The sequence below is a fragment of the Mycobacterium angelicum genome (assembly GCF_002086155.1).
Taxonomy (GTDB): Bacteria; Actinomycetota; Actinomycetes; order Mycobacteriales; family Mycobacteriaceae; genus Mycobacterium; species Mycobacterium angelicum.
The window spans coordinates 47,095-64,449 of record NZ_MVHE01000015.1 but is presented as its reverse complement, the minus strand read 5'-3'; the positions used below and the strand labels follow the sequence as shown (position 1 = coordinate 64,449).

Here is a 17,355-nt window from a genome sequence, read left to right as displayed (position 1 = left end):
GTGGAGTTAGTTATCACTTCCTGTCAGTTGACTGAGGGACCGGCGATGCATGCGCCGCTATCGCGCCCTTTGATCCACTCTTGGCGCCTGCCCTGGCGCCGACGTAGCCACTGGGGACCAGCGTCACCTCAATTGGCTAGACAGGAGTGGGCAGTGTTCATCGATTTCGCGCTATACCCGCCGGAGGTCAACTCGGCCCGTATGTACAGCGGATGCGGCTCAGGCCCGCTGCGGGCGGCCGCGATGAGCTGGCACGACGTGTCGACTGAGCTGCTCACCGCTGCCGATGGCTATCGCTCGGTACTTTCAGAACTCACCGACATACATTGGACGGGGCAATCATCGGCCATCATGGCGGCTTCCATCCGCCCGTACATCGAATGGCTGGACAGGACCGCCGCCTCGGCGCGGCAGACGGCACTGCAAGCGACGGGCGCGGCCGCGGCCTTCGAGCAAGCATTCGCGACGATCGTGCCTCCAGCGACGATTGCGGCCAACCGCGCGCAATTGCGCGCGCTGATAGCGGACAACTTCTTCGGCCAGAACACCGCGGCGATCGCGGCCACGGAGTTTGCGTACTCAGAAATGTGGACGACGGATGCGACCGTGATGTACGACTACGCGGCTAGCTCATCGAGTGCGCGGCAACTGACGCCGTTCAGCTCGCCGCAGCAGACCACCAATCCCGCCGGCCAGTCCGCGCAGCACACCGCGGTCGCCCAAGCGGTGGCCAGCGTAGGAGACGACACCGGGAACATCATCGGCGACTTGCTAATCGAACTGGGAACGTTGCTGCTGCCCATCGCCCCCGAGCTGTCGGCGATTCTCATTCCATTAGGTGAGGGGATCAACGCGTTCGCGTCGTTCTTCCCGGGGCTGGTCGCCGACGATTTCACTGTGTTAGATGCACTGCTCGCTTTCTACGCAACGATCGGATCGATGAACAACCTGAGCTCGATGGTCACCGACACGATGGGAGTTGAGAGCAGTGTGGGGCTGCTGCCCAACCTGGGTGAAGCCGCGAGCGCACCTAACGAACTACTTGCGCCGCTGACCACGATCGCCCGCAGTCTCGGGGCCAGCGAACCGGTCAGCGAGGTATCGGCCGCATTCCGAAGTGCTGGTTACGTCGGGCAATTATCGGTGCCCCCAGCCTGGGCCTCGGTTCCAAAGATCGCCACGGCCGGGGCAATCCAGGCCACGCCAATGACGACGCTGCCTACCGCTGACCCCGGAATGTCCGGGGTGCCGGGAATGCCGGGGATGCCAACAGGAGCAGCCATGCGCGGCGGCATGGTGCCGCGGTACGGTCACACGCCACGGGTGATGTCACGACCTCTTGCGGGAGGGTAGCGCCCAATTCACTTGTGTGAGGGGGGCTTTACGGCGCCGAGCGGCCTCGTAATCGGCTCAGATTGTGCGGGCGGAGGGACTCGAACCCTCAAGCTCTTACGAGCAATGGCACCTAAAGCCATCATGTTTGCCAATTTCATCACGCCCGCAGGGTGCCGATCGTACGCTGGCCGCGCCGGCAAACTCCGCAAAGGTCTCACCTGTGTTGGCTCGTGACGGCGGCGATAGAGCACGACGATCGTCGTGAGCCACTCGCGGTACCGTCGTGGGGTGTCGACTACACGTCGTCGGAGGCCCGCGCTGATCGCTCTGGTGATCATCGCGGCCTGCGGCTGCCTGGCTCTGGGCTGGTGGCAGTGGACACGGTTCGAGTCGGTGTCAGGTACCTATCAGAATCTCGGCTATGCACTGCAGTGGCCACTGTTCGCCGGTTTCTGCGTCTATGCGTACCGCAAGTTCGTCCGCTATGAAGACGTACCGCCCGAACCGCGGAACAAGGGCGCCATGACCGAGCTACCCGCCGGACTGCTGCCCGAACGACCCAAACCCGCCGCCGGGCAACCCGACGACCCCGCAATGCAGGAATACAACGCCTACCTGGCCGAACTCGCCAAGAGCGATGCCGAGAAGCAGAACAGGACCACCGCATGACCGCACCCGAGACACCCGAAGCGCAGCAGCCTGCGTCGGTCTTTTCCGCTGAAAAAATTCGCACGGCGTTGCTCGCCTACCGCGTGATGGCATGGACAACGGGAATCTGGCTGATCGCGCTGTGCTACGAAATCTTTTCCCACGTGGTTTTCCACCGGGAAATCCGGTGGATCGAAGTGGTGCACGGCTGGGTTTATTTCGTCTACGTGCTGGCCGCCTTCAACCTCGCGATCAAGGTCCGCTGGCCGATCGGCAAGACGATCGGCGTGTTGTTAGCCGGCACCATCCCTCTGGTCGGCATCATCGTCGAGCACTTCCAGACCAGAGACGTCAAGTCGCGGTTCGGGCTCTAGCCGTGACGCCGAACGTGAGCCTGGTTTCACGCTCGCGGCCGAACGTGAAGCTGGTTTCACGCGCGGCTGGCCGACAGAGCGCGCAACGCGGGCACTAGCAGCGCCAGCGCGCGACCGCGGTGCGATACCGCATCTTTCTCCGCCGGAGTGAGCTGCGCGGCGGTGCGCTTCGATCCGTCGGGAATGAAAACCGGGTCGTAGCCGAAGCCGCCGTCGCCGCTCGGTTCGTGGGCAATTGCGCCGCGCCACTCCCCACGCACGACGACCTCACCGTCTCCCGAGACCAGCGCGCAAGCCGAGACGAACGCCGCGCCGCGGCGCTCGTCGGGCACATCGCGCAACTGCGCCAGCAGCAGCGCGGTGTTGCCGACGTCGTCGCCATGACGGCCCGACCAGCGCGCCGACAGCACCCCCGGCATGCCGTTGAGTGCGGCCACCTCCAAACCGGAGTCGTCGGCCACGCTCGCCAGACCCGTCGCCGCGAAAGCGTCACGCGCCTTGGCGAGCGCGTTCTCCTCGAAGGTGGCACCGGTTTCCGGCGCTTCGTCGAACGACCCAACGTCGTTGAGCGACAACAGGTTCAACCCGGACAAGCCAGCGCCGTCGAGCACCCGGCGCAGTTCGGCCAGCTTCTTTGCGTTGCGGCTGGCGACCAGCAGGCGGGTCAGCTTCCGAACGCCTTCGTTGGCGGCGGTCCGTCGGGCAGCACACCGGGGTAAGGCAGTGCCAGCGCTTCGCGCTGAGCGGCGAACAACTTGTCGCACGCACCCAGCGCCATGTCGAGCAGCTTGTCCAGGGTTGACCTGGGGAAGGTGGCCCCCTCACCGGTGCCCTGCACCTCAACGAGGGTGCCGGTGTCGGTGGCGACGACGTTCATGTCGACCTCGGCGCGCGAATCTTCCTCGTAAGGCAGGTCGGCACGGATCCTGCCGTCGACCACGCCCACGCTCACCGCGGCGATCGCACACGACAACGGCCTGGGATCGGACAACTTGCCCGCCGCCGACAGATAAGTCACCGCATCAGCCAACGCCACGTAGGCTCCGGTGATGGCAGCGGTGCGAGTTCCGCCGTCGGCCTGCAACACATCGCAGTCGACGGCAATGGTGTTCTCCCCCAACGCCGCCAGGTCGATGCACGCTCGCAACGACCGGCCGACCAGCCGACTGATTTCCTGAGTGCGCCCACTGAGCCGGCCCTTCACCGATTCCCGGTCCGAACGACTGTGGGTGGCCGACGGCAGCATGGCGTATTCGGCGGTGAGCCACCCCAGTCCCGATCCCTTGCGCCAGCGGGGCACGCCCTCGGTGACACTGGCGGTGCACATCACCTTGGTGTGACCGAATTCGATCAGTACCGACCCCGCTGGGTTCTCGGTGAATCCCCGGGTGATGACCACCGGGCGAAGCTCGTCGTCGAGGCGGCCGTCTTCACGTTTTGACACGCCGCCCACCCTAACCCGGCGACGAGGCGGGCGATGCGGTCAGTGGCCATCACACCGTCACGTCAGCGCATGCGGTATCAACTTTCAGACGGCACTACGGCCGCCCTAACGAGTCAGGTTCGGCGCTGAGCGTTCAGCTCGAGGGCCTCGCGAACCAGCGCTTTGAACGCTTTGTCATCGAGCGTGTCTCCCTCGCGAATGTCGATGGCACGCCTGGTATTGCCTTCGAGACTGGAATTGAACAGCCCCGCCGGGTCGTCCAACGAGGCGCCTTTGGCGAAGGTCACCTTGACGTGGTTTTGGTAGGTCTCGCCGGTGCAGATCATTCCGTCGTGCGACCAGACCGGAACCCCACGCCACTTCCACTCTTCGACCACGTCGCTGTCGACCTGCTTAACCAGTGTTCGGATCCTGGCGAGCATGTCGCCCCGCCAATCGGACAGTTCTTTTATCCGGGCGTCGATCTTCTCGCCAGCGTCGCTCACGGCACCTCCTGGATGCGGACCATGTTGCCGGCGGGATCACGCAGTGCGCAGTCACGAACCCCATACGGCTGCTCGGTCGGCTCCTGGACCACCTCGGTATCGCTGGCCTGCAACCGCTCGAAAGTGCCGTCGAGATCTTTAGTGGCCAGCAGCAGCGTGCCGTAGGTGCCCTTGGCCATCATCTCGGCGATGATGCGGCGCTCCTCGTCGGTGATGCCGGGGGTGGCTGTGGGCGGGTACAAGACGATGGAGGTGTCGGGCTGATCCGGAGGGCCAACGGTAACCCAGCGCATCCTGTCCTTCCCGACGTCGAGCCGCACCTCGAAGCCGAGGGAGTCGCGATAGAACGCCAGGGACTCTTCGGGGTCCTCGTGCGGCAGGAAGCTCGAGTGAATGGTGATGTTCATGACTCCCACGCTAGGTGGAGCCCGGTCCAGGGTGCTTCTCGATTCCTGATCGGTCTGGTCACCTGCTTTTCCACACAGGACGGCATGCCCGCGGTGACGTGAGCCGTCTGTTCCCGATAGGTGCTGGGAGGCATGCCAACGAGTTCGGTGAAACGGGTGCTGAAGGTGCCCAGTGACGAGCAGCCGACCGCGAAGCAGACGTCGGTTACCGAGAGATCGCCACGGCGCAACAGTGCCATCGCACGCTCGATGCGTCGCGTCATCAAATACGAATACGGCGATTCCCCATATGCGCTTTTGAATTGGCGACTGAGGTGCCCGGCCGACATGTTCACACCGCGGGCCAGCGCCTCAACATTCAGCGGCTTGGCGTACTCGCGGTCCATCCGGTCGCGCACCCGACGCAGCAGCTTGAGGTCACGCAGTCGCTGGGCGTCCGCGGGTGTGCTCACTTGGCTACAACGCCGATCAGGCCCGCTTGACTTCGAACGTCTCACCGCACACCACTGCGTGTACGGGGCCGTCGAACTCGGCCTTGGCCTCGCTGATCACATCCTCACGCGAGGTCCACGGCGGGATATGGGTCAGCAGCAATTCGCGGACGCCGGCCTGCGCCGCGGCCCGCCCAGCCTCCGTGCCGGACAGATGCAGATCGGGCGGGTTCTTCGGCGAATGCGTCCAGGAGGCCTCGCAGAGAAAAACGTCAGCGCCACGGGCCAGCTCAACGAGCTGATCGCAAGCTCCGGTGTCGCCGCTGTACACCAGGCAGGCACCGCTGGGATCGGTGAACCGCATGCCGTACGACTCGGTCGGGTGCGCAACCACCCTGGGCATCACGGTGAGCGCGCCCACCGTCACCGCCTCACCGTCGACCCAGTGGTGGATGTCGAAGATGTCGGAGCAGTCGTCGATCTCGCCACCGTACGGTGAGGACGCCGCCCCCAACCGCGACCAGGTGTCGCTCGGCCCGTACAACAGCACCTTGCCGGTCGGACGCGACGGGTGGTAGCGACGCCACACGAATAGTCCCGGCATATCCAGGCAATGGTCGGCATGTAGATGAGACAACAGCACGTGCACCGAACCCGGATCAGTGTGCCGTTGCAGCGCGCCGAGCACTCCCCCGCCGAAGTCGATCACGATGGGTGGCGTGTCCGGAGCCCGGAGCAAGTAGCCGGACGCAGGCGAATCCGGACCCACCACACTGCCCGAGCAGCCGAGTACGGTTATTCGCACGGACACTACTGTGCCATGCCCGATACCACGATGGTAAAAACATCGCCGCATTGGGTGACCAGAATCATTTCCATACCTATAAGACGTGGGTGTGTCGCACAGGTTCAACGCCGGTAACGGCGGGTCCCAGGAAGCGTGCCGCCAGTCTTGTGAAGGCCTCGGGATCTCCCGTGGCCTCGAACACCCGGGTTGCCGGCGGCGCGTCATGCGGACGCAGCAGGTCGGCTTCGGTCAGCACCCGCACCACTTGTTTAGCTGTCTCTTCAGCACTGGACACCAGCGTGACGTCCTCGCCCATCACCAGCTGAATCAGTCCGGACAGCAGCGGATAGTGCGTGCATCCGAGAACCAGTGTGTCGACCTCGGCGCGCTGCAACGGCTCCAGGTATCCCTCCGCCAGGCCCAGCACCTGACGTCCACTGGTGACGCCGCGCTCGACGAAGTCGACGAACCGCGGACATGCCACCGCGGTGATCTCGGTGTCGCGGGCAGCGGCGAAAGCGTCCTGATAGGCGTGCGAGGTAATGGTGGCCCGGGTGCCGATGACCCCGATGCGGCCACTGCGGGTGGTCGCGACCGCCCGGCGTACCGCCGGCAGGATGACTTCGACGACGGGAACGTCGTAGCGTTCACGTGCATCGCGCAGGCACGCCGCCGACGCCGAGTTGCAGGCGATCACGAGCACCTTGACGCCGCGGTCCACCAAGTCGTCACCGATGGCCAGCGCGTGCGCCCGAATTTCGGGGATGGCCAACGGTCCATACGGTCCGTTGCCGGTGTCGCCGACGTAGATAATGTCCTCGTCCGGCAGTTGGTCGATGATCGCGCGGGCAACCGTCAGTCCCCCGACGCCGGAGTCGAATACTCCGACGGGTGCCAGTGGTGCGTTCATGTTTTCAGGTGCGGCGAACGGAGGGCCTTTTTCCGTTCGCGGGCCTTGCGCTCCGAGCCGGACAGCAGATACGCCGCGATCACACCCGCGATCGCCCCGCACAGGTGACCCTGCCACGACACCCCGGGGGTGCCGGGCAGCAGGCCGAGCAGGACGCCGCCATAGATGAACAACACGACGATGCCGACGACGATCTCCCACATCTTGCGGGTGAAGAACCCGAACACGATCAGGAACGCCAGCCAGCCGAAGATAAGGCCCGACGCACCGATGTGGTTGGTCTCGCAGCGCACGCCGACGTACGGGCAGTGCGCGCCGACATTGCCGATCAGCCACGTGCCGAAGCCACCGAGAATCCAGACGATGGCCGTGGCGAAAATGAACCGTGACAAGCCCGCGAGCGTCATCAGGAAACCGAGCACGAGCGCCGGAACGGTGTTGGCGATCAGGTGATCCCAGTTCGCGTGGAGGAGCGGCGCGAGGAGGATGCCCCACAGCCCGTCGGTCTCCAGCGGTCGGATGCCGTTGTGGTCGAGGCGATGGTTGGTCAGGCTGTCCCACAGCTCGATGACCCACAGCAGCACGACGAAGCTGACGATGGTGATCCCGCCGACCATCCAACCCGGCCGCTTCTTGGCCTGTGTTGCCGGCGTTCGCGAATGACCCGACCCGGTTATGCCCATAGCTGCCCTTCTAGCGCGTTTTCGGCATCATCCAGGCTACCGGCGTAGGCACCGGTGGACAGATACTTCCATCCGGCGTCGGCAACCACGAAGGCAATGTCGGCGCGCTCACCGGCCTTGGCGACGGCCGCCCCGACCGCCAAAGCCGCGTGCAGCACCGCGCCCGTGGAGATGCCCGCGAAGATTCCCTCGGCATCAACCAGCTCGCGGGTGCGACGCACGGCGTCGGCCGCGCCGACCGAATACCGCGTGCTCAAAATCTCTTCGTCGTACAACTCCGGGACGAATCCCTCATCGATATTGCGCAGCGCGTACACCCCTTCGCCGTAGCGGGGTTCGGCCGCCACGATCGTCACATCGGCTACGCGCTCGCGCAGAAACCGCCCGGTACCCATGAGCGTGCCGGTGGTGCCCAAGCCCGCGACGAAGTGGGTGATCTCGGGCAGGTCGGCCAACAGCTCGGGTCCGGTGCCGTAGTAATGCGAGTCGGTATTGGCCGGATTGCCGTATTGGTACAGCATCACCCACGACGGGTTCTGCACGGCGAGTTCCTTGGCCGTGGACACCGCGGTGTTGGACCCGCCCTCGGCCGGGGAAAAGATGATTTGCGCGCCGTAGAGCTCCAAGAGCTGGCGCCGTTCCACCGACGTGTTCTCCGGCATTACGCAGATCAGCCGGTAGCCCTTCAGCCGGGCCGCCAGGGCCAGCGAGATACCGGTATTTCCGCTGGTAGGTTCCACAATCGTGGCGCCCGGAGCCAGCAGCCCGTCTCGCTCGGCCTGTTCGATCATCCGCAGCGCGGGACGATCTTTAATCGATCCGGTCGGATTGCGATCCTCGAGTTTGGCCCACAACCGCACATGCGGCTCACCGTTCCAACGCGGTGACAACCGCTGCAGACCTACCAGCGGCGTATTGCCGAGCGCCTGCAACAGGGAGTCGTATCGCGTCATGCGCTCCCGCTCATCCACCCGCCACGGCGGGAAGGATGGTGACCGAGTCGCCGTCGGCTATTGCGGTGTCCAGCCCACCGGAGAACCGGACGTCCTCATCGTTGACGTAGACGTTGACGAAGCGGTGCAGCTTGCCCGGGGAAGACGGGTCGATCAGGCGCTCGGAGATTCCCGAGTAGTTGGCCTCCAGATCGCTGATGACCGCGCCGAGCGTGTCGCCGCTCGCCGATACGCGCTTCTCGCCGCCGGTGTGGGGACGCAGGATGGTCGGAATGGAGACGGTGACGCTCATGAGGGCCTTTCTCGGGTCTGATCAGTATTGCTCGGCGATGTCAACGGGTTCCTCGGTGACAACGCCGTCGACGATGCGATAGCTGCGCAGCTCGTGCTGCTCGGGGTCGCGGGTGGACACCAGCACGTAGTGCGCATCCGGTTCAGCGGCCAACTTTACGTCCGTGCGACTCGGGTAGGCCTCGGTCGCGGTGTGTGAGTGATAGATGACGATGGCGGCCTCGCCCGCCTCCTCGAGGGAACGCCACACTTTGAGCTGCTCGTGTGAGTCGAAGCGGTAGAAGGTGGGCGAGCGCTCGGCGTTGGCCATCGGTATGTGCCGCTGGGGGCGGTCAGAGCCCTCCGGGCCGGCTAACACGCCGCAGGCTTCGTCGGGATGGTCGCGGCGCGCGTGTGCGACCATGGCATCCACCAGGTCGGCACGAATCACCAGCACGTCAACCATCGCCCTTTCTGGTCGCGGACCGGAATGCTCCGGGCAACACGTCGCGGTACGTCGGTATTCCGGCTACCGACTCGGCCGCGATCACTCCACCCAGTACGGCGCGGGCCAGGCAATCGGCCGCCGCCGCACCGACCGCGGTGACCAACTCCGTCTCCGGAGACAGCGCAGCCGGCGTGGCGACGGCCGGCGGCACCTCGACCGCGCCGGTAGCCAACGCGAACACGGTATCGCCGTCCAGCGGCGTGTGCGCGGGCCGGATCGTGCGCGCCAGCCCGTCCTGCGCCGCGATGGCAACCCGCCGACATCCGGCCGGACTCAGTGCGGCATCGGTGGCTACCACGGCGATCGTGGTGTTGAGCGGCCTCAATGTCGACGGCAGCTGTCCCAGGGCGTCAACTTGCTCGGCCGGCGGGGCGGTCAATCCGAACGTTTCGATCAGTTCCGCCATCCACGGCAGGCCGGTGGCCGGGTCGACGACGTCGCCGACGGCGTTCACCACCACCACCGCGCCGACGGTGACGCCGGAAGGCAAGGTCGTCGATGCCGTCCCGACACCTCCCTTGAGCGCGCCGGCCCGTGCTCCCACTCCCGCGCCGACGGTTCCGACGGCGGCGTCGGCGCCAAGGACGGCGGCGCTTTGCGCCGCCTCACACGCCGCATACCCGAACTCAGCCGTCGGCCGGCAATCCCAACCGCCGACCGGCAGATCGAAGATGACCGCCGCCGGCACGATCGGCACCACACCGGCGCCCATCGCTACCCCGCGCTGCTGTTCCTCCAGCCAGCGCATGACGCCGTCGGCGGCGGCCAGCCCGTAAGCGCTGCCGCCCGCGAGCAATACCGCGTCGACGTACCGCACGCTATTGACCGGATCCAGCAGATCGGTCTCCCGGGTTCCCGGCGCGCCGCCGCGGCAATCGACCGCACCCACCGTCCCGGGCGGCGCCAGCACCACGGTCACCCCGCTGGCCCAACCGGAACCGAGGGACGCATCGGGGGCCAGCCGCTGATAGTGGCCGACTCGGATGCCGCCGACGTCGGTGATGGAGTTCATCGCGCCGTCGTCAAGATGATCGAGACCCCATCAGCACCAACACCAGATACTCCTGCAACACCGTCAGCCACTGATACACGTCGAAATGCGCGGCCAGCGGGTGGTCGGCGGGCAGCCGCTCCGGACCCTGCGGCCCGATTTCGAGCATGACCCCAAGCGTCAGCCGAAGGTCGTTGACCGCCGCGATCCAGGCGTTGGCGGCTTCCTCGGTCAGCTCGAACCGCCCGCCGTTGGCCGGAACCGTATCCAATAACAGCTGTGCGGCACCACGTTTGGCCTCGATGATCTCCGGCTCGTGCAGGCTGCGCAGAGCGGCGTTGAGGCTTTCGGCGCTCTCGAGGGACAACGGGTTGTCGTCGTCCTCGGGTTTATGGAAGTCCGGCAGCAATCGACTCAACGTGGGGTCGCCCGGGCGCTGCGCGTGCCCCGTGCGAATCCCGGTGATCTCCTCGAGTTCGTCTGAGGGAGAAGAGGATTGGCGTTCGTCGAGCAAGCCGATCATGGCCCCGACCAGGTTCTGGAGGAGGGCCGCCTCGTGTGCGGCCAACGAAGACCGAAAACGGGGACCGTTGCGGGTCTCAACGCGCTTCCATTTGCGCACAGCGGATCCGGATACCCTCGAATCTCACCGGTCCTGCTGCATCGTCGCCCACAAACCGGCGGCGTGCAGTTTGGACACGTCGACTTCCATGGATTCCCTGCTGCCCGCTGACACCACTGCCTTACCTTCGTTGTGCACCTGAAGCATCAGCTTGGTGGCGTGCGGCTCGCTGTAGCCGAACAACTTCTGGAACACATACGTCACGTAGGTCATCAGATTGACCGGATCGTCCCACACGATGGTGACCCATGGGCTGGCCGTTGCATCGACAGGCGCGGACTCGCGCTGGCCGGTGGAGCCCGGCTTAGCAGGCGCTGACGCCGCAACAACCATGGCCATAGAATACCGAGCCCCGGACGTGGATACCGAGGCCACTTCGGCAACCGGATACCGTTGCCCGGTGAATGACTGGACCTCAGCTGGACTGCTGACCGACAAGTACGAGCTGACGATGCTGGCCGCGGCCCTGCGCGACGGCACTGCCGACCGGCCGACCACCTTCGAACTGTTCGCCCGCCGGCTTCCCGCAGGCCGCCGCTACGGGGTGGTCGCCGGGACCGGCCGGCTGCTGGAGGCCTTGCCGCACTTTACGTTTGACGACGAGGCGTGTGAGCTGGTGGCGCAGTTCCTCGACGCCGATACCGTCGGCTATCTGCGCGACTTCCGGTTCCGCGGCGATATGGACGGCTACGCCGAGGGTGAGCTGTACTTCCCGGGTTCTCCCGTGCTATCGGTGCACGGCAGTTTCGCCGAGTGCGTCGTGATCGAAACGCTGGTGCTGTCGATCTTCAACCACGACACCGCTATCGCGTCGGCTGCCGCGCGCATGGTCAGCGCCGCGGGCGAGCGGCCGCTGGTCGAGATGGGTTCGCGGCGCACGCACGAACGCGCCGCGGTCGCGGCGGCCCGGGCGGCCTACATCGCCGGCTTCACCGCGTCGTCGAATCTGGAAGCCGAGCGACGATACGGCGTACCCGCGCATGGCACATCGGCGCACGCATTCACCATGGTGCACACCCAGGCCGACGGCTCCACAGCGGCGGCCGAACTGGCCGCGTTCCGCGGCCAGGTCGAAGCGCTGGGATCGGATACCACGCTGCTGGTAGACACCTATGACGTCACGACCGGCGTGGCCAACGCCGTAGCGGCGGGCGGCACAGCACTCGGTGCGGTCCGCATCGACTCCGGGGAACTCGGGGTGCTGGCCCGCCAGGCGCGCGAACAGCTCGACCAGCTGGGCGCCACCCAGACCCGCATCGTGGTCTCGGGCGATCTCGACGAATTCAGCATCGCGGCGCTGCGCGCCGAACCCGTGGACAGCTACGGGGTGGGCACCTCCTTGGTCACCGGGTCGGGTGCGCCGACTGCCAACATGGTCTACAAATTGGTCGAAGTGGACGGTATCCCGGTGCAAAAGCGCAGCAGCCACAAGGAATCCCGCGGTGGCCGTAAGGAGGCGCTGCGGCTTGCCCGGGAGACGGGCACGATCATCGAGGAGATCGTGCATCCGGCAGGGCGCCCGCCGACCCTCGACGAACCGTGCCGCGTGTTGACCACGCCGCTGGTTCGAAGCGGCCAGGTAGTCGCCGAAACGGACCTGGGCGCGGCCCGGCAGCTGGTGGCCTCCGGATTGCGTAGCCTGCCCTGGGAGGGACTGAAACTGGCCCCCGGCGAGCCTGCTATTCCCACCCAGACCATCCCGGCCTGAGCATGAGCCTGAGCATGAACACGAGGAAGTAATCACGTCCGAGGTGTCTGACTCCGTCCCCGAGTTGCTGGCCATCGCGGTGGCCGCACTCGGTGGCACCGAACGCCCCGGCCAGGTGCAGATGGCCGCCGCGGTGGCCAACGCGTTCGAAACCGGTGAGCACCTTGTCGTGCAGGCCGGCACCGGGACCGGCAAGTCGCTGGCGTATCTGGTTCCCGCGATCGTCCGTGCGATCGGTGACGACGGGCCGGTCGTGGTATCGACGGCGACGATCGCTTTGCAACGTCAACTCGTCGATCGCGACCTGCCCCGCCTGGCCGATGCGCTCTCCGATGCACTGCCCCACCGGCCACAATTCGCACTGCTCAAGGGACGGCGAAACTATCTGTGCCTCAACAAGATTCACAATGGTGGTGCAGGCAGCAGCGACTCCGACGACGCCGACGAGCGCCCACAGGAGGAACTGTTCAACCCGATGGCGGTCTCCGCCCTGGGCCGCGACGTGCAGCGTCTTACCGAGTGGGCAGCGACAACCGGCACCGGTGACCGCGACGACCTCAAGCCCGGCGTACCGGACCGATCCTGGTCCCAGGTCAGCGTTTCGGCGCGGGAGTGCATCGGCGTGGCCCGGTGCTCATTCGGCTCGGAATGCTTCTCCGAACGCGCGCGCGGGGCCGCCGCCCGCGCCGATGTCGTCGTCACCAACCACGCATTGCTGGCCATCGACGCCGTCGCCGACTCGGCGGTGCTGCCCGACCACACGCTGTTGGTCGTCGACGAAGCACACGAGCTGACCGATCGGGTGACATCGGTGGCCACGGCGGAGTTGACGTCGGCTGCCCTTGGTGTTGCGGCGCGGCGCATTGCGCGATTGGTGGACCACGAACTGACCGAGCGGCTGGAGGCGGCCTCGGCCATCTTCTCCTCGGCGATGCACGACGCGACAGCCGGCCGCATCGATTATCTGGACCCGGAGCTGGCGACGTATCTTGCCGCGCTGCGCGACGCGGCGAGTGCGGCGCGCTCGGCCATCGAAAGCGCCAGCGACGCGAAGGCGGCCGCAGCGCGTGCCGAGGCCGCCGCCGCACTGACCGAGATCTCCGACACCGCGTCGCGGATTCTGGAATCCTTCACCCCGGCTATCCCCGATCGCACCGACGTGGTTTGGCTGGACCACGAGGAAAGCCGCGGCTCACCACGAGCCGTATTGCGGGTGGCTCCGCTGTCGGTGGCCGGGCTGCTGGCCAAGGAGGTCTTCTCCCGTTCGACCACGGTGTTGACGTCGGCGACGCTGACCGTCGGCGGCTCGTTCGACGCCATGGCCGCGGCGTGGGGCCTGACCGGAGAAACACCCTGGCGCGGCCTAGACGTTGGATCGCCGTTTCACCACGCCAAGTCCGGAATCCTTTATGTCGCAGCACATCTGCCGGCTCCGGGACGCGACGGCACCGGCTCGGCCGAGCAGCTGGCCGAGATCACCGAACTCATCACCGCCGCCGGTGGACGCACCCTTGGCCTGTTTTCGTCGATGCGAGCGGCCCGCGCAGCCGCCGAGGCCATGCGCGAGCGGCTCTCCACACCGGTGTTGTGTCAGGGCGACGACAGCACCTCGGCTCTGGTCGAGCAGTTCAGCGACGACGCCGAGACTTCGCTGTTCGGCACGCTGTCGCTGTGGCAGGGCGTCGACGTGCCGGGCCCATCGCTATCGCTGGTCCTGATCGACCGCATCCCGTTTCCGCGGCCGGACGACCCCCTGCTCAGCGCCCGACAGCGTGCGGTCGCGGCGCGCGGTGGCAACGGATTCATGGACGTCGCGGCCGCCCACGCGGCTCTGCTACTGGCCCAGGGATCCGGACGGCTGCTGCGCCGCGTCACCGACCGCGGCGTGGTCGCCGTGCTGGACTCACGGATGGCGACCGCTCGCTACGGCGGTTACCTGCGTGCCTCGCTACCGCCGTTCTGGCAGACCACCGACGCCGCGAAAGTGCGTGCGGCGCTGCAGCGACTGTCCACCGGGGCAGACCCTAAGCCAGGGTGACCAGGCCGAGTTCGTTGCTGGCTGCCAGCATCGGATGACGAGGCAGTACCCGCACGGTGTAGCCGAGCGCGCCCGCCAACGGCAGCGGCGTCGTCGTCGAGAAGACCTGACTGCCGCCTTCGGCGGTGCCGGCATACGACATTTCGACGGTGACCGGATCCACCAGCGCATCGCCGGCATCGACCCGGCCCAGCACCGCCTCGACTATCACTTCGTCCGGCGATAGCCCGGCCAGCGCAACGGTGGCCGTCAGCGTCAGCTTGGACCCCAACAGCGGCGTATCGGGCAGGCCGGTGCTGTCGACATCGGTGATGTCGATGTTCGGCCACGCTTCTTCCACCCGCTTGCGATAGCCGGCCAGTTCCCGCGCCACGTCGAATTCGCTTCCGCCAGGCGGTATTTCGATGGTTTTGCGTCGCGACTGCGCGGCCGGTGTGTAGTAGTGCTCGACGTAGTCGCGCACCATCCGGGAGGCCAGCACCTTTGGGCCCAGCGTCTGCAAGGTATGCCGCACCATCTCTATCCACCGCGGCGGTATCCCATGCTCGTCGCGCTCGTAAAACTTCGGCGCCACCGCCTGCTCCAGCAGGTTGTAGAGCGCGGTGGACTCCAAGTCGTCGCGGCGCGTCTCGTCGACGATCCCGTCGGCAGACGGTATCTCCCAACCGTTTTCGCCGTCGTACCACTCGTCCCACCAGCCGTCGCGGATGGAGAGGTTCAGCCCGCCGTTAAGCGCGCTCTTCATTCCCGAAGTACCGCAGGCCTCCAGCGGCCGCAGCGGATTGTTCAGCCAGACGTCGCAACCCCAGTACAGCAGCCGCGCCATCGACATGTCGTAGTTGGGCAGAAACGCGATGCGATGGCGCACCTCTGGCCGGTCGGCGAACCGCACCACCTGCTGAATCAGCGCCTTACCGCCGTCGTCGGCCGGGTGCGACTTGCCGGCAACGATCAGCTGGATGGGCCGTTCGGAGTCCAGCAACAGCTGTTCGAGCCGCTCCGGATCGCGCAGCATCAGCGTCAACCGCTTGTAAGTGGGGACCCGTCGCGCGAAGCCGACGGTGAGTACATTGGGGTCGAATGCTGTTGCAATCCAGCCTAATTCAGCATCCGATGCACCACGCTCCAGCCATGATTGGCGCAGCCGCTTGCGGACGTCCTCGACGAGCAGCGCGCGCAACTGTGAGCGGATCCACCACAAATGCCCGGAGTCGACCTGCTGTAGCCGCAGCCACACCGCCGGCTCGCTGAACGAGTCTTCCCCGGCCAGTTCACGACCGAGCTGCAACCACTGCGGCGCCGCCCAGGTCCGCGCGTGCACTCCGTTGGTGATCGACCCGATCGGCACCTCCTCGGGGTCGAATCCCGGCCACAGCTCGTTGAACATCGTCCGGCTCACCCGGCCGTGCAGCAGCGAGACGCCATTGGCCCGTTGCGCCAGCCGCAGCCCCATATGGGCCATGTTGAACTTGGTCGGGTCGTCCTCGGCGCCCAAAGCCATGACCCGTTCGGTGGGCACACCCGGCAACAGCGTGGACGCGCGGTCGCCGCCGTTGTCGTCGAAGTAGCGCTGCACCATTTCCACCGGGAAGCGGTCGATACCGGCGGGCACCGGCGTGTGGGTGGTGAACACCGTGCTGGATCGCACCACTGTCAGCGCCGTATCGAAATCCAATCCCGATTCGGTGATCAGCTCACGAATGCGCTCGGCTCCCAGAAACCCGGCGTGCCCCTCGTTCATGTGGAACACCTCGGGAGCGGGCAGCCCCTGGACGGCGGTATAGGCGCGGATTGCCCGCACTCCCCCGATCCCGGCCAGGATCTCCTGTTTGATGCGGTGTTCCTGATCGCCGCCATACAGGCGATCGGTGACGCTGCGCAATTCATGCTCGTTCTCCGGAACATCGGAGTCCAGCAACAGCAACGGCACCCGGCCCACCTGCGCGACCCAGACCCGCGCTCGCAGTTGCGCCGAATCAGGCAGGGCCAGATCAACCAGCACCGGGTCGCCGGTGGCGGTGGTGAGCAACCGCAACGGCAGGCCCTGCGGGTCCAGCGAGGGATATGTCTCGTGCTGCCAGCCATCGGCCGTCAGCGATTGACGGAAGTATCCGGACCGGTAGTAGAGGCCTACCGCGATCAGCGGCACGCCGAGATCCGACGCGGCCTTCAGATGGTCGCCGGCCAGAATGCCCAAACCACCCGAGTAATTGGGCAACACTTCGGCGACCCCGAACTCCATCGAGAAATACGCGATACCGGTCGGCATCGCGACACCGGCTTGTTCCTGCTGCTGGTACCACAGCGGACGGTTCAGATAGTCGTCCAAGTCGGCCGCCAGCTCATCGAGCCGGCGCAGGAACTCCTCGTCCAGCGCCAACTCGTCGAGCCGCGCGGGCTTGACCGCACCCAGCAGCGCGACGGGATCGTTGCCGCAATGCGACCAAAGGTTTGGATCTATGAATGCGAACAGGTCCTGCGTGGGCTTTTCCCATGACCAGCGCAGGTTGGTAGATAGCTGGTCCAGCGCGGCGAGACGGTCGGGTAGGTGAGCACGGACGGTAAACCGGCGGAGGGCTTTCACGCAGCCTTAGCTTACTTACGTTTCGGCCGCACGCAGAGGTTGTCGAGTGACAGCTTTGGTGCCGTCGGTGTGGCAGGCCACTAGGGTGGGTATGGGGCGCAAAGAGACGAGCAGACAACGACACACGAAGGACACCCTGAACACGACCGCTGTAGCGGTCCGGGGTGATACCCAGAA

General features: G+C 66.0%; 20 protein-coding genes and 1 tRNA gene. 5 read left to right on the top strand and 16 right to left on the bottom strand.

Going from position 1 to position 17,355, the window contains the following annotated elements:
- The first annotated feature begins 153 nt into the window (after nucleotides 1-153).
- Entirely contained in the window at nucleotides 154-1,353 is a 1,200-nt protein-coding gene (locus tag BST12_RS12560; RefSeq protein ID WP_083113447.1) for a PPE family protein, read from the top strand.
- 65 nt (nucleotides 1,354-1,418) lie between these two features.
- Here BST12_RS12560 and BST12_RS12555 read toward each other — a convergent pair.
- Nucleotides 1,419-1,502 (bottom strand) — tRNA-Leu (locus BST12_RS12555).
- A gap of 121 nt (nucleotides 1,503-1,623) precedes the next feature.
- Here BST12_RS12555 and BST12_RS12550 point away from each other — a divergent pair.
- Entirely contained in the window at nucleotides 1,624-2,004 is a 381-nt protein-coding gene (locus BST12_RS12550) for a hypothetical protein (RefSeq protein ID WP_083113446.1), read from the top strand.
- Entirely contained in the window at nucleotides 2,001-2,357 is a 357-nt protein-coding gene (locus BST12_RS12545) for a DUF3817 domain-containing protein (RefSeq protein WP_083113445.1), read from the top strand. The genes BST12_RS12550 and BST12_RS12545 overlap by 4 nt, the downstream gene beginning before the upstream one ends.
- Before the next feature lie 56 nt (nucleotides 2,358-2,413).
- Here BST12_RS12545 and rdgB read toward each other — a convergent pair whose 3' ends face one another.
- From rdgB to clpS, 14 genes are all read right to left on the bottom strand, one after another.
- On the bottom strand, nucleotides 2,414-3,025 hold the full coding sequence (gene rdgB, locus BST12_RS12540) for an RdgB/HAM1 family non-canonical purine NTP pyrophosphatase (protein WP_083113493.1): 612 nt from the start codon (nucleotides 3,023-3,025) through the stop codon (nucleotides 2,414-2,416).
- Entirely contained in the window at nucleotides 3,022-3,801 is a 780-nt protein-coding gene (gene rph / locus BST12_RS12535; protein ID WP_083113490.1) for a ribonuclease PH, read from the bottom strand. Before rph ends, rdgB begins: the two co-directional genes overlap by 4 nt.
- 113 nt (nucleotides 3,802-3,914) lie before the next feature.
- Entirely contained in the window at nucleotides 3,915-4,286 is a 372-nt protein-coding gene (locus BST12_RS12530; protein ID WP_245850269.1) for a DUF1801 domain-containing protein, read from the bottom strand.
- Nucleotides 4,283-4,693 carry a VOC family protein gene (locus BST12_RS12525; RefSeq protein ID WP_083113492.1) on the bottom strand — a complete coding sequence of 137 codons (411 nt, stop codon included), beginning with the start codon at nucleotides 4,691-4,693 and terminating at the stop codon, nucleotides 4,283-4,285. Before BST12_RS12525 ends, BST12_RS12530 begins: the two co-directional genes overlap by 4 nt.
- The gene (locus BST12_RS12520; RefSeq protein ID WP_083113489.1) at nucleotides 4,690-5,079 is read right to left on the bottom strand and encodes a helix-turn-helix transcriptional regulator; all 390 of its coding nucleotides are present in this window, start codon (nucleotides 5,077-5,079) and stop codon (nucleotides 4,690-4,692) included. Before BST12_RS12520 ends, BST12_RS12525 begins: the two co-directional genes overlap by 4 nt.
- Before the next feature lie 82 nt (nucleotides 5,080-5,161).
- Complete coding sequence (locus BST12_RS12515; RefSeq protein ID WP_083113444.1) at nucleotides 5,162-5,935, bottom strand: cyclic nucleotide-degrading phosphodiesterase; 774 nt, start codon at nucleotides 5,933-5,935, stop codon at nucleotides 5,162-5,164.
- A gap of 70 nt (nucleotides 5,936-6,005) precedes the next feature.
- Nucleotides 6,006-6,821 (bottom strand): glutamate racemase, encoded by an 816-nt coding sequence (gene murI / locus BST12_RS12510; protein WP_083113443.1) that lies wholly within the window; start codon nucleotides 6,819-6,821, stop codon nucleotides 6,006-6,008.
- Nucleotides 6,818-7,504: a rhomboid family intramembrane serine protease gene (locus BST12_RS12505; protein ID WP_083113442.1), complete on the bottom strand. Its 687-nt coding sequence runs from the start codon at nucleotides 7,502-7,504 to the stop codon at nucleotides 6,818-6,820. The genes murI and BST12_RS12505 overlap by 4 nt, the downstream gene beginning before the upstream one ends.
- The gene (locus BST12_RS12500; RefSeq protein WP_083113488.1) at nucleotides 7,495-8,457 is read right to left on the bottom strand and encodes a cysteine synthase; all 963 of its coding nucleotides are present in this window, start codon (nucleotides 8,455-8,457) and stop codon (nucleotides 7,495-7,497) included. Before BST12_RS12500 ends, BST12_RS12505 begins: the two co-directional genes overlap by 10 nt.
- Nucleotides 8,458-8,467: 10 nt before the next feature.
- On the bottom strand, nucleotides 8,468-8,749 hold the full coding sequence (locus BST12_RS12495) for a MoaD/ThiS family protein (RefSeq protein ID WP_083113441.1): 282 nt from the start codon (nucleotides 8,747-8,749) through the stop codon (nucleotides 8,468-8,470).
- A 21-nt stretch (nucleotides 8,750-8,770) separates the two neighbouring features.
- Nucleotides 8,771-9,193 carry a M67 family metallopeptidase gene (locus BST12_RS12490; protein WP_139801640.1) on the bottom strand — a complete coding sequence of 141 codons (423 nt, stop codon included), beginning with the start codon at nucleotides 9,191-9,193 and terminating at the stop codon, nucleotides 8,771-8,773.
- Nucleotides 9,186-10,247: a P1 family peptidase gene (locus tag BST12_RS12485; RefSeq protein ID WP_083113440.1), complete on the bottom strand. Its 1,062-nt coding sequence runs from the start codon at nucleotides 10,245-10,247 to the stop codon at nucleotides 9,186-9,188. Before BST12_RS12485 ends, BST12_RS12490 begins: the two co-directional genes overlap by 8 nt.
- A 10-nt stretch (nucleotides 10,248-10,257) precedes the next feature.
- Entirely contained in the window at nucleotides 10,258-10,848 is a 591-nt protein-coding gene (gene aosR, locus BST12_RS12480; RefSeq protein WP_083113439.1) for an oxidative stress transcriptional regulator AosR, read from the bottom strand.
- A gap of 24 nt (nucleotides 10,849-10,872) precedes the next feature.
- The gene (gene clpS / locus BST12_RS12475; RefSeq protein WP_139801639.1) at nucleotides 10,873-11,181 is read right to left on the bottom strand and encodes an ATP-dependent Clp protease adapter ClpS; all 309 of its coding nucleotides are present in this window, start codon (nucleotides 11,179-11,181) and stop codon (nucleotides 10,873-10,875) included.
- Here clpS and BST12_RS12470 point away from each other — a divergent pair.
- Both BST12_RS12470 and BST12_RS12465 read left to right on the top strand, forming a co-directional pair.
- Nucleotides 11,180-12,556 (top strand): nicotinate phosphoribosyltransferase, encoded by a 1,377-nt coding sequence (locus BST12_RS12470; RefSeq protein ID WP_083113437.1) that lies wholly within the window; start codon nucleotides 11,180-11,182, stop codon nucleotides 12,554-12,556. The genes clpS and BST12_RS12470 overlap by 2 nt on opposite strands.
- A gap of 31 nt (nucleotides 12,557-12,587) precedes the next feature.
- Nucleotides 12,588-14,594 carry an ATP-dependent DNA helicase gene (locus BST12_RS12465; RefSeq protein WP_083113436.1) on the top strand — a complete coding sequence of 669 codons (2,007 nt, stop codon included), beginning with the start codon at nucleotides 12,588-12,590 and terminating at the stop codon, nucleotides 14,592-14,594.
- Here the strand turns inward: BST12_RS12465 and BST12_RS12460 are convergent.
- Nucleotides 14,581-17,178, bottom strand: a complete 2,598-nt coding sequence (locus tag BST12_RS12460; RefSeq protein ID WP_083113435.1) for a glycosyltransferase family 1 protein — start codon at nucleotides 17,176-17,178, stop codon at nucleotides 14,581-14,583. The two genes, BST12_RS12465 and BST12_RS12460, sit on opposite strands and share 14 nt — an antisense overlap.
- Nucleotides 17,179-17,355: the final 177 nt, after the last annotated feature.

Coding starts and splice junctions, on each gene's coding strand:
- BST12_RS12545 (WP_083113445.1), top strand. CDS start 2,001: ATGACCGCACCCGAGACACCCGAAGCGCAGCAGCCTGCGTCGGTCTTT.
- BST12_RS12525 (WP_083113492.1), bottom strand. CDS start 4,693: ATGAACATCACCATTCACTCGAGCTTCCTGCCGCACGAGGACCCCGAA.
- BST12_RS12520 (WP_083113489.1), bottom strand. CDS start 5,079: ATGGACCGCGAGTACGCCAAGCCGCTGAATGTTGAGGCGCTGGCCCGC.
- murI (WP_083113443.1), bottom strand. CDS start 6,821: ATGAACGCACCACTGGCACCCGTCGGAGTATTCGACTCCGGCGTCGGG.
- BST12_RS12505 (WP_083113442.1), bottom strand. CDS start 7,504: ATGGGCATAACCGGGTCGGGTCATTCGCGAACGCCGGCAACACAGGCC.
- BST12_RS12500 (WP_083113488.1), bottom strand. CDS start 8,457: ATGACGCGATACGACTCCCTGTTGCAGGCGCTCGGCAATACGCCGCTG.
- BST12_RS12495 (WP_083113441.1), bottom strand. CDS start 8,749: ATGAGCGTCACCGTCTCCATTCCGACCATCCTGCGTCCCCACACCGGC.
- BST12_RS12490 (WP_139801640.1), bottom strand. CDS start 9,193: ATGGTTGACGTGCTGGTGATTCGTGCCGACCTGGTGGATGCCATGGTC.
- BST12_RS12485 (WP_083113440.1), bottom strand. CDS start 10,247: ATGAACTCCATCACCGACGTCGGCGGCATCCGAGTCGGCCACTATCAG.
- BST12_RS12470 (WP_083113437.1), top strand. CDS start 11,180: ATGGCCATAGAATACCGAGCCCCGGACGTGGATACCGAGGCCACTTCG.
- clpS (WP_139801639.1), bottom strand. CDS start 11,181: ATGGTTGTTGCGGCGTCAGCGCCTGCTAAGCCGGGCTCCACCGGCCAG.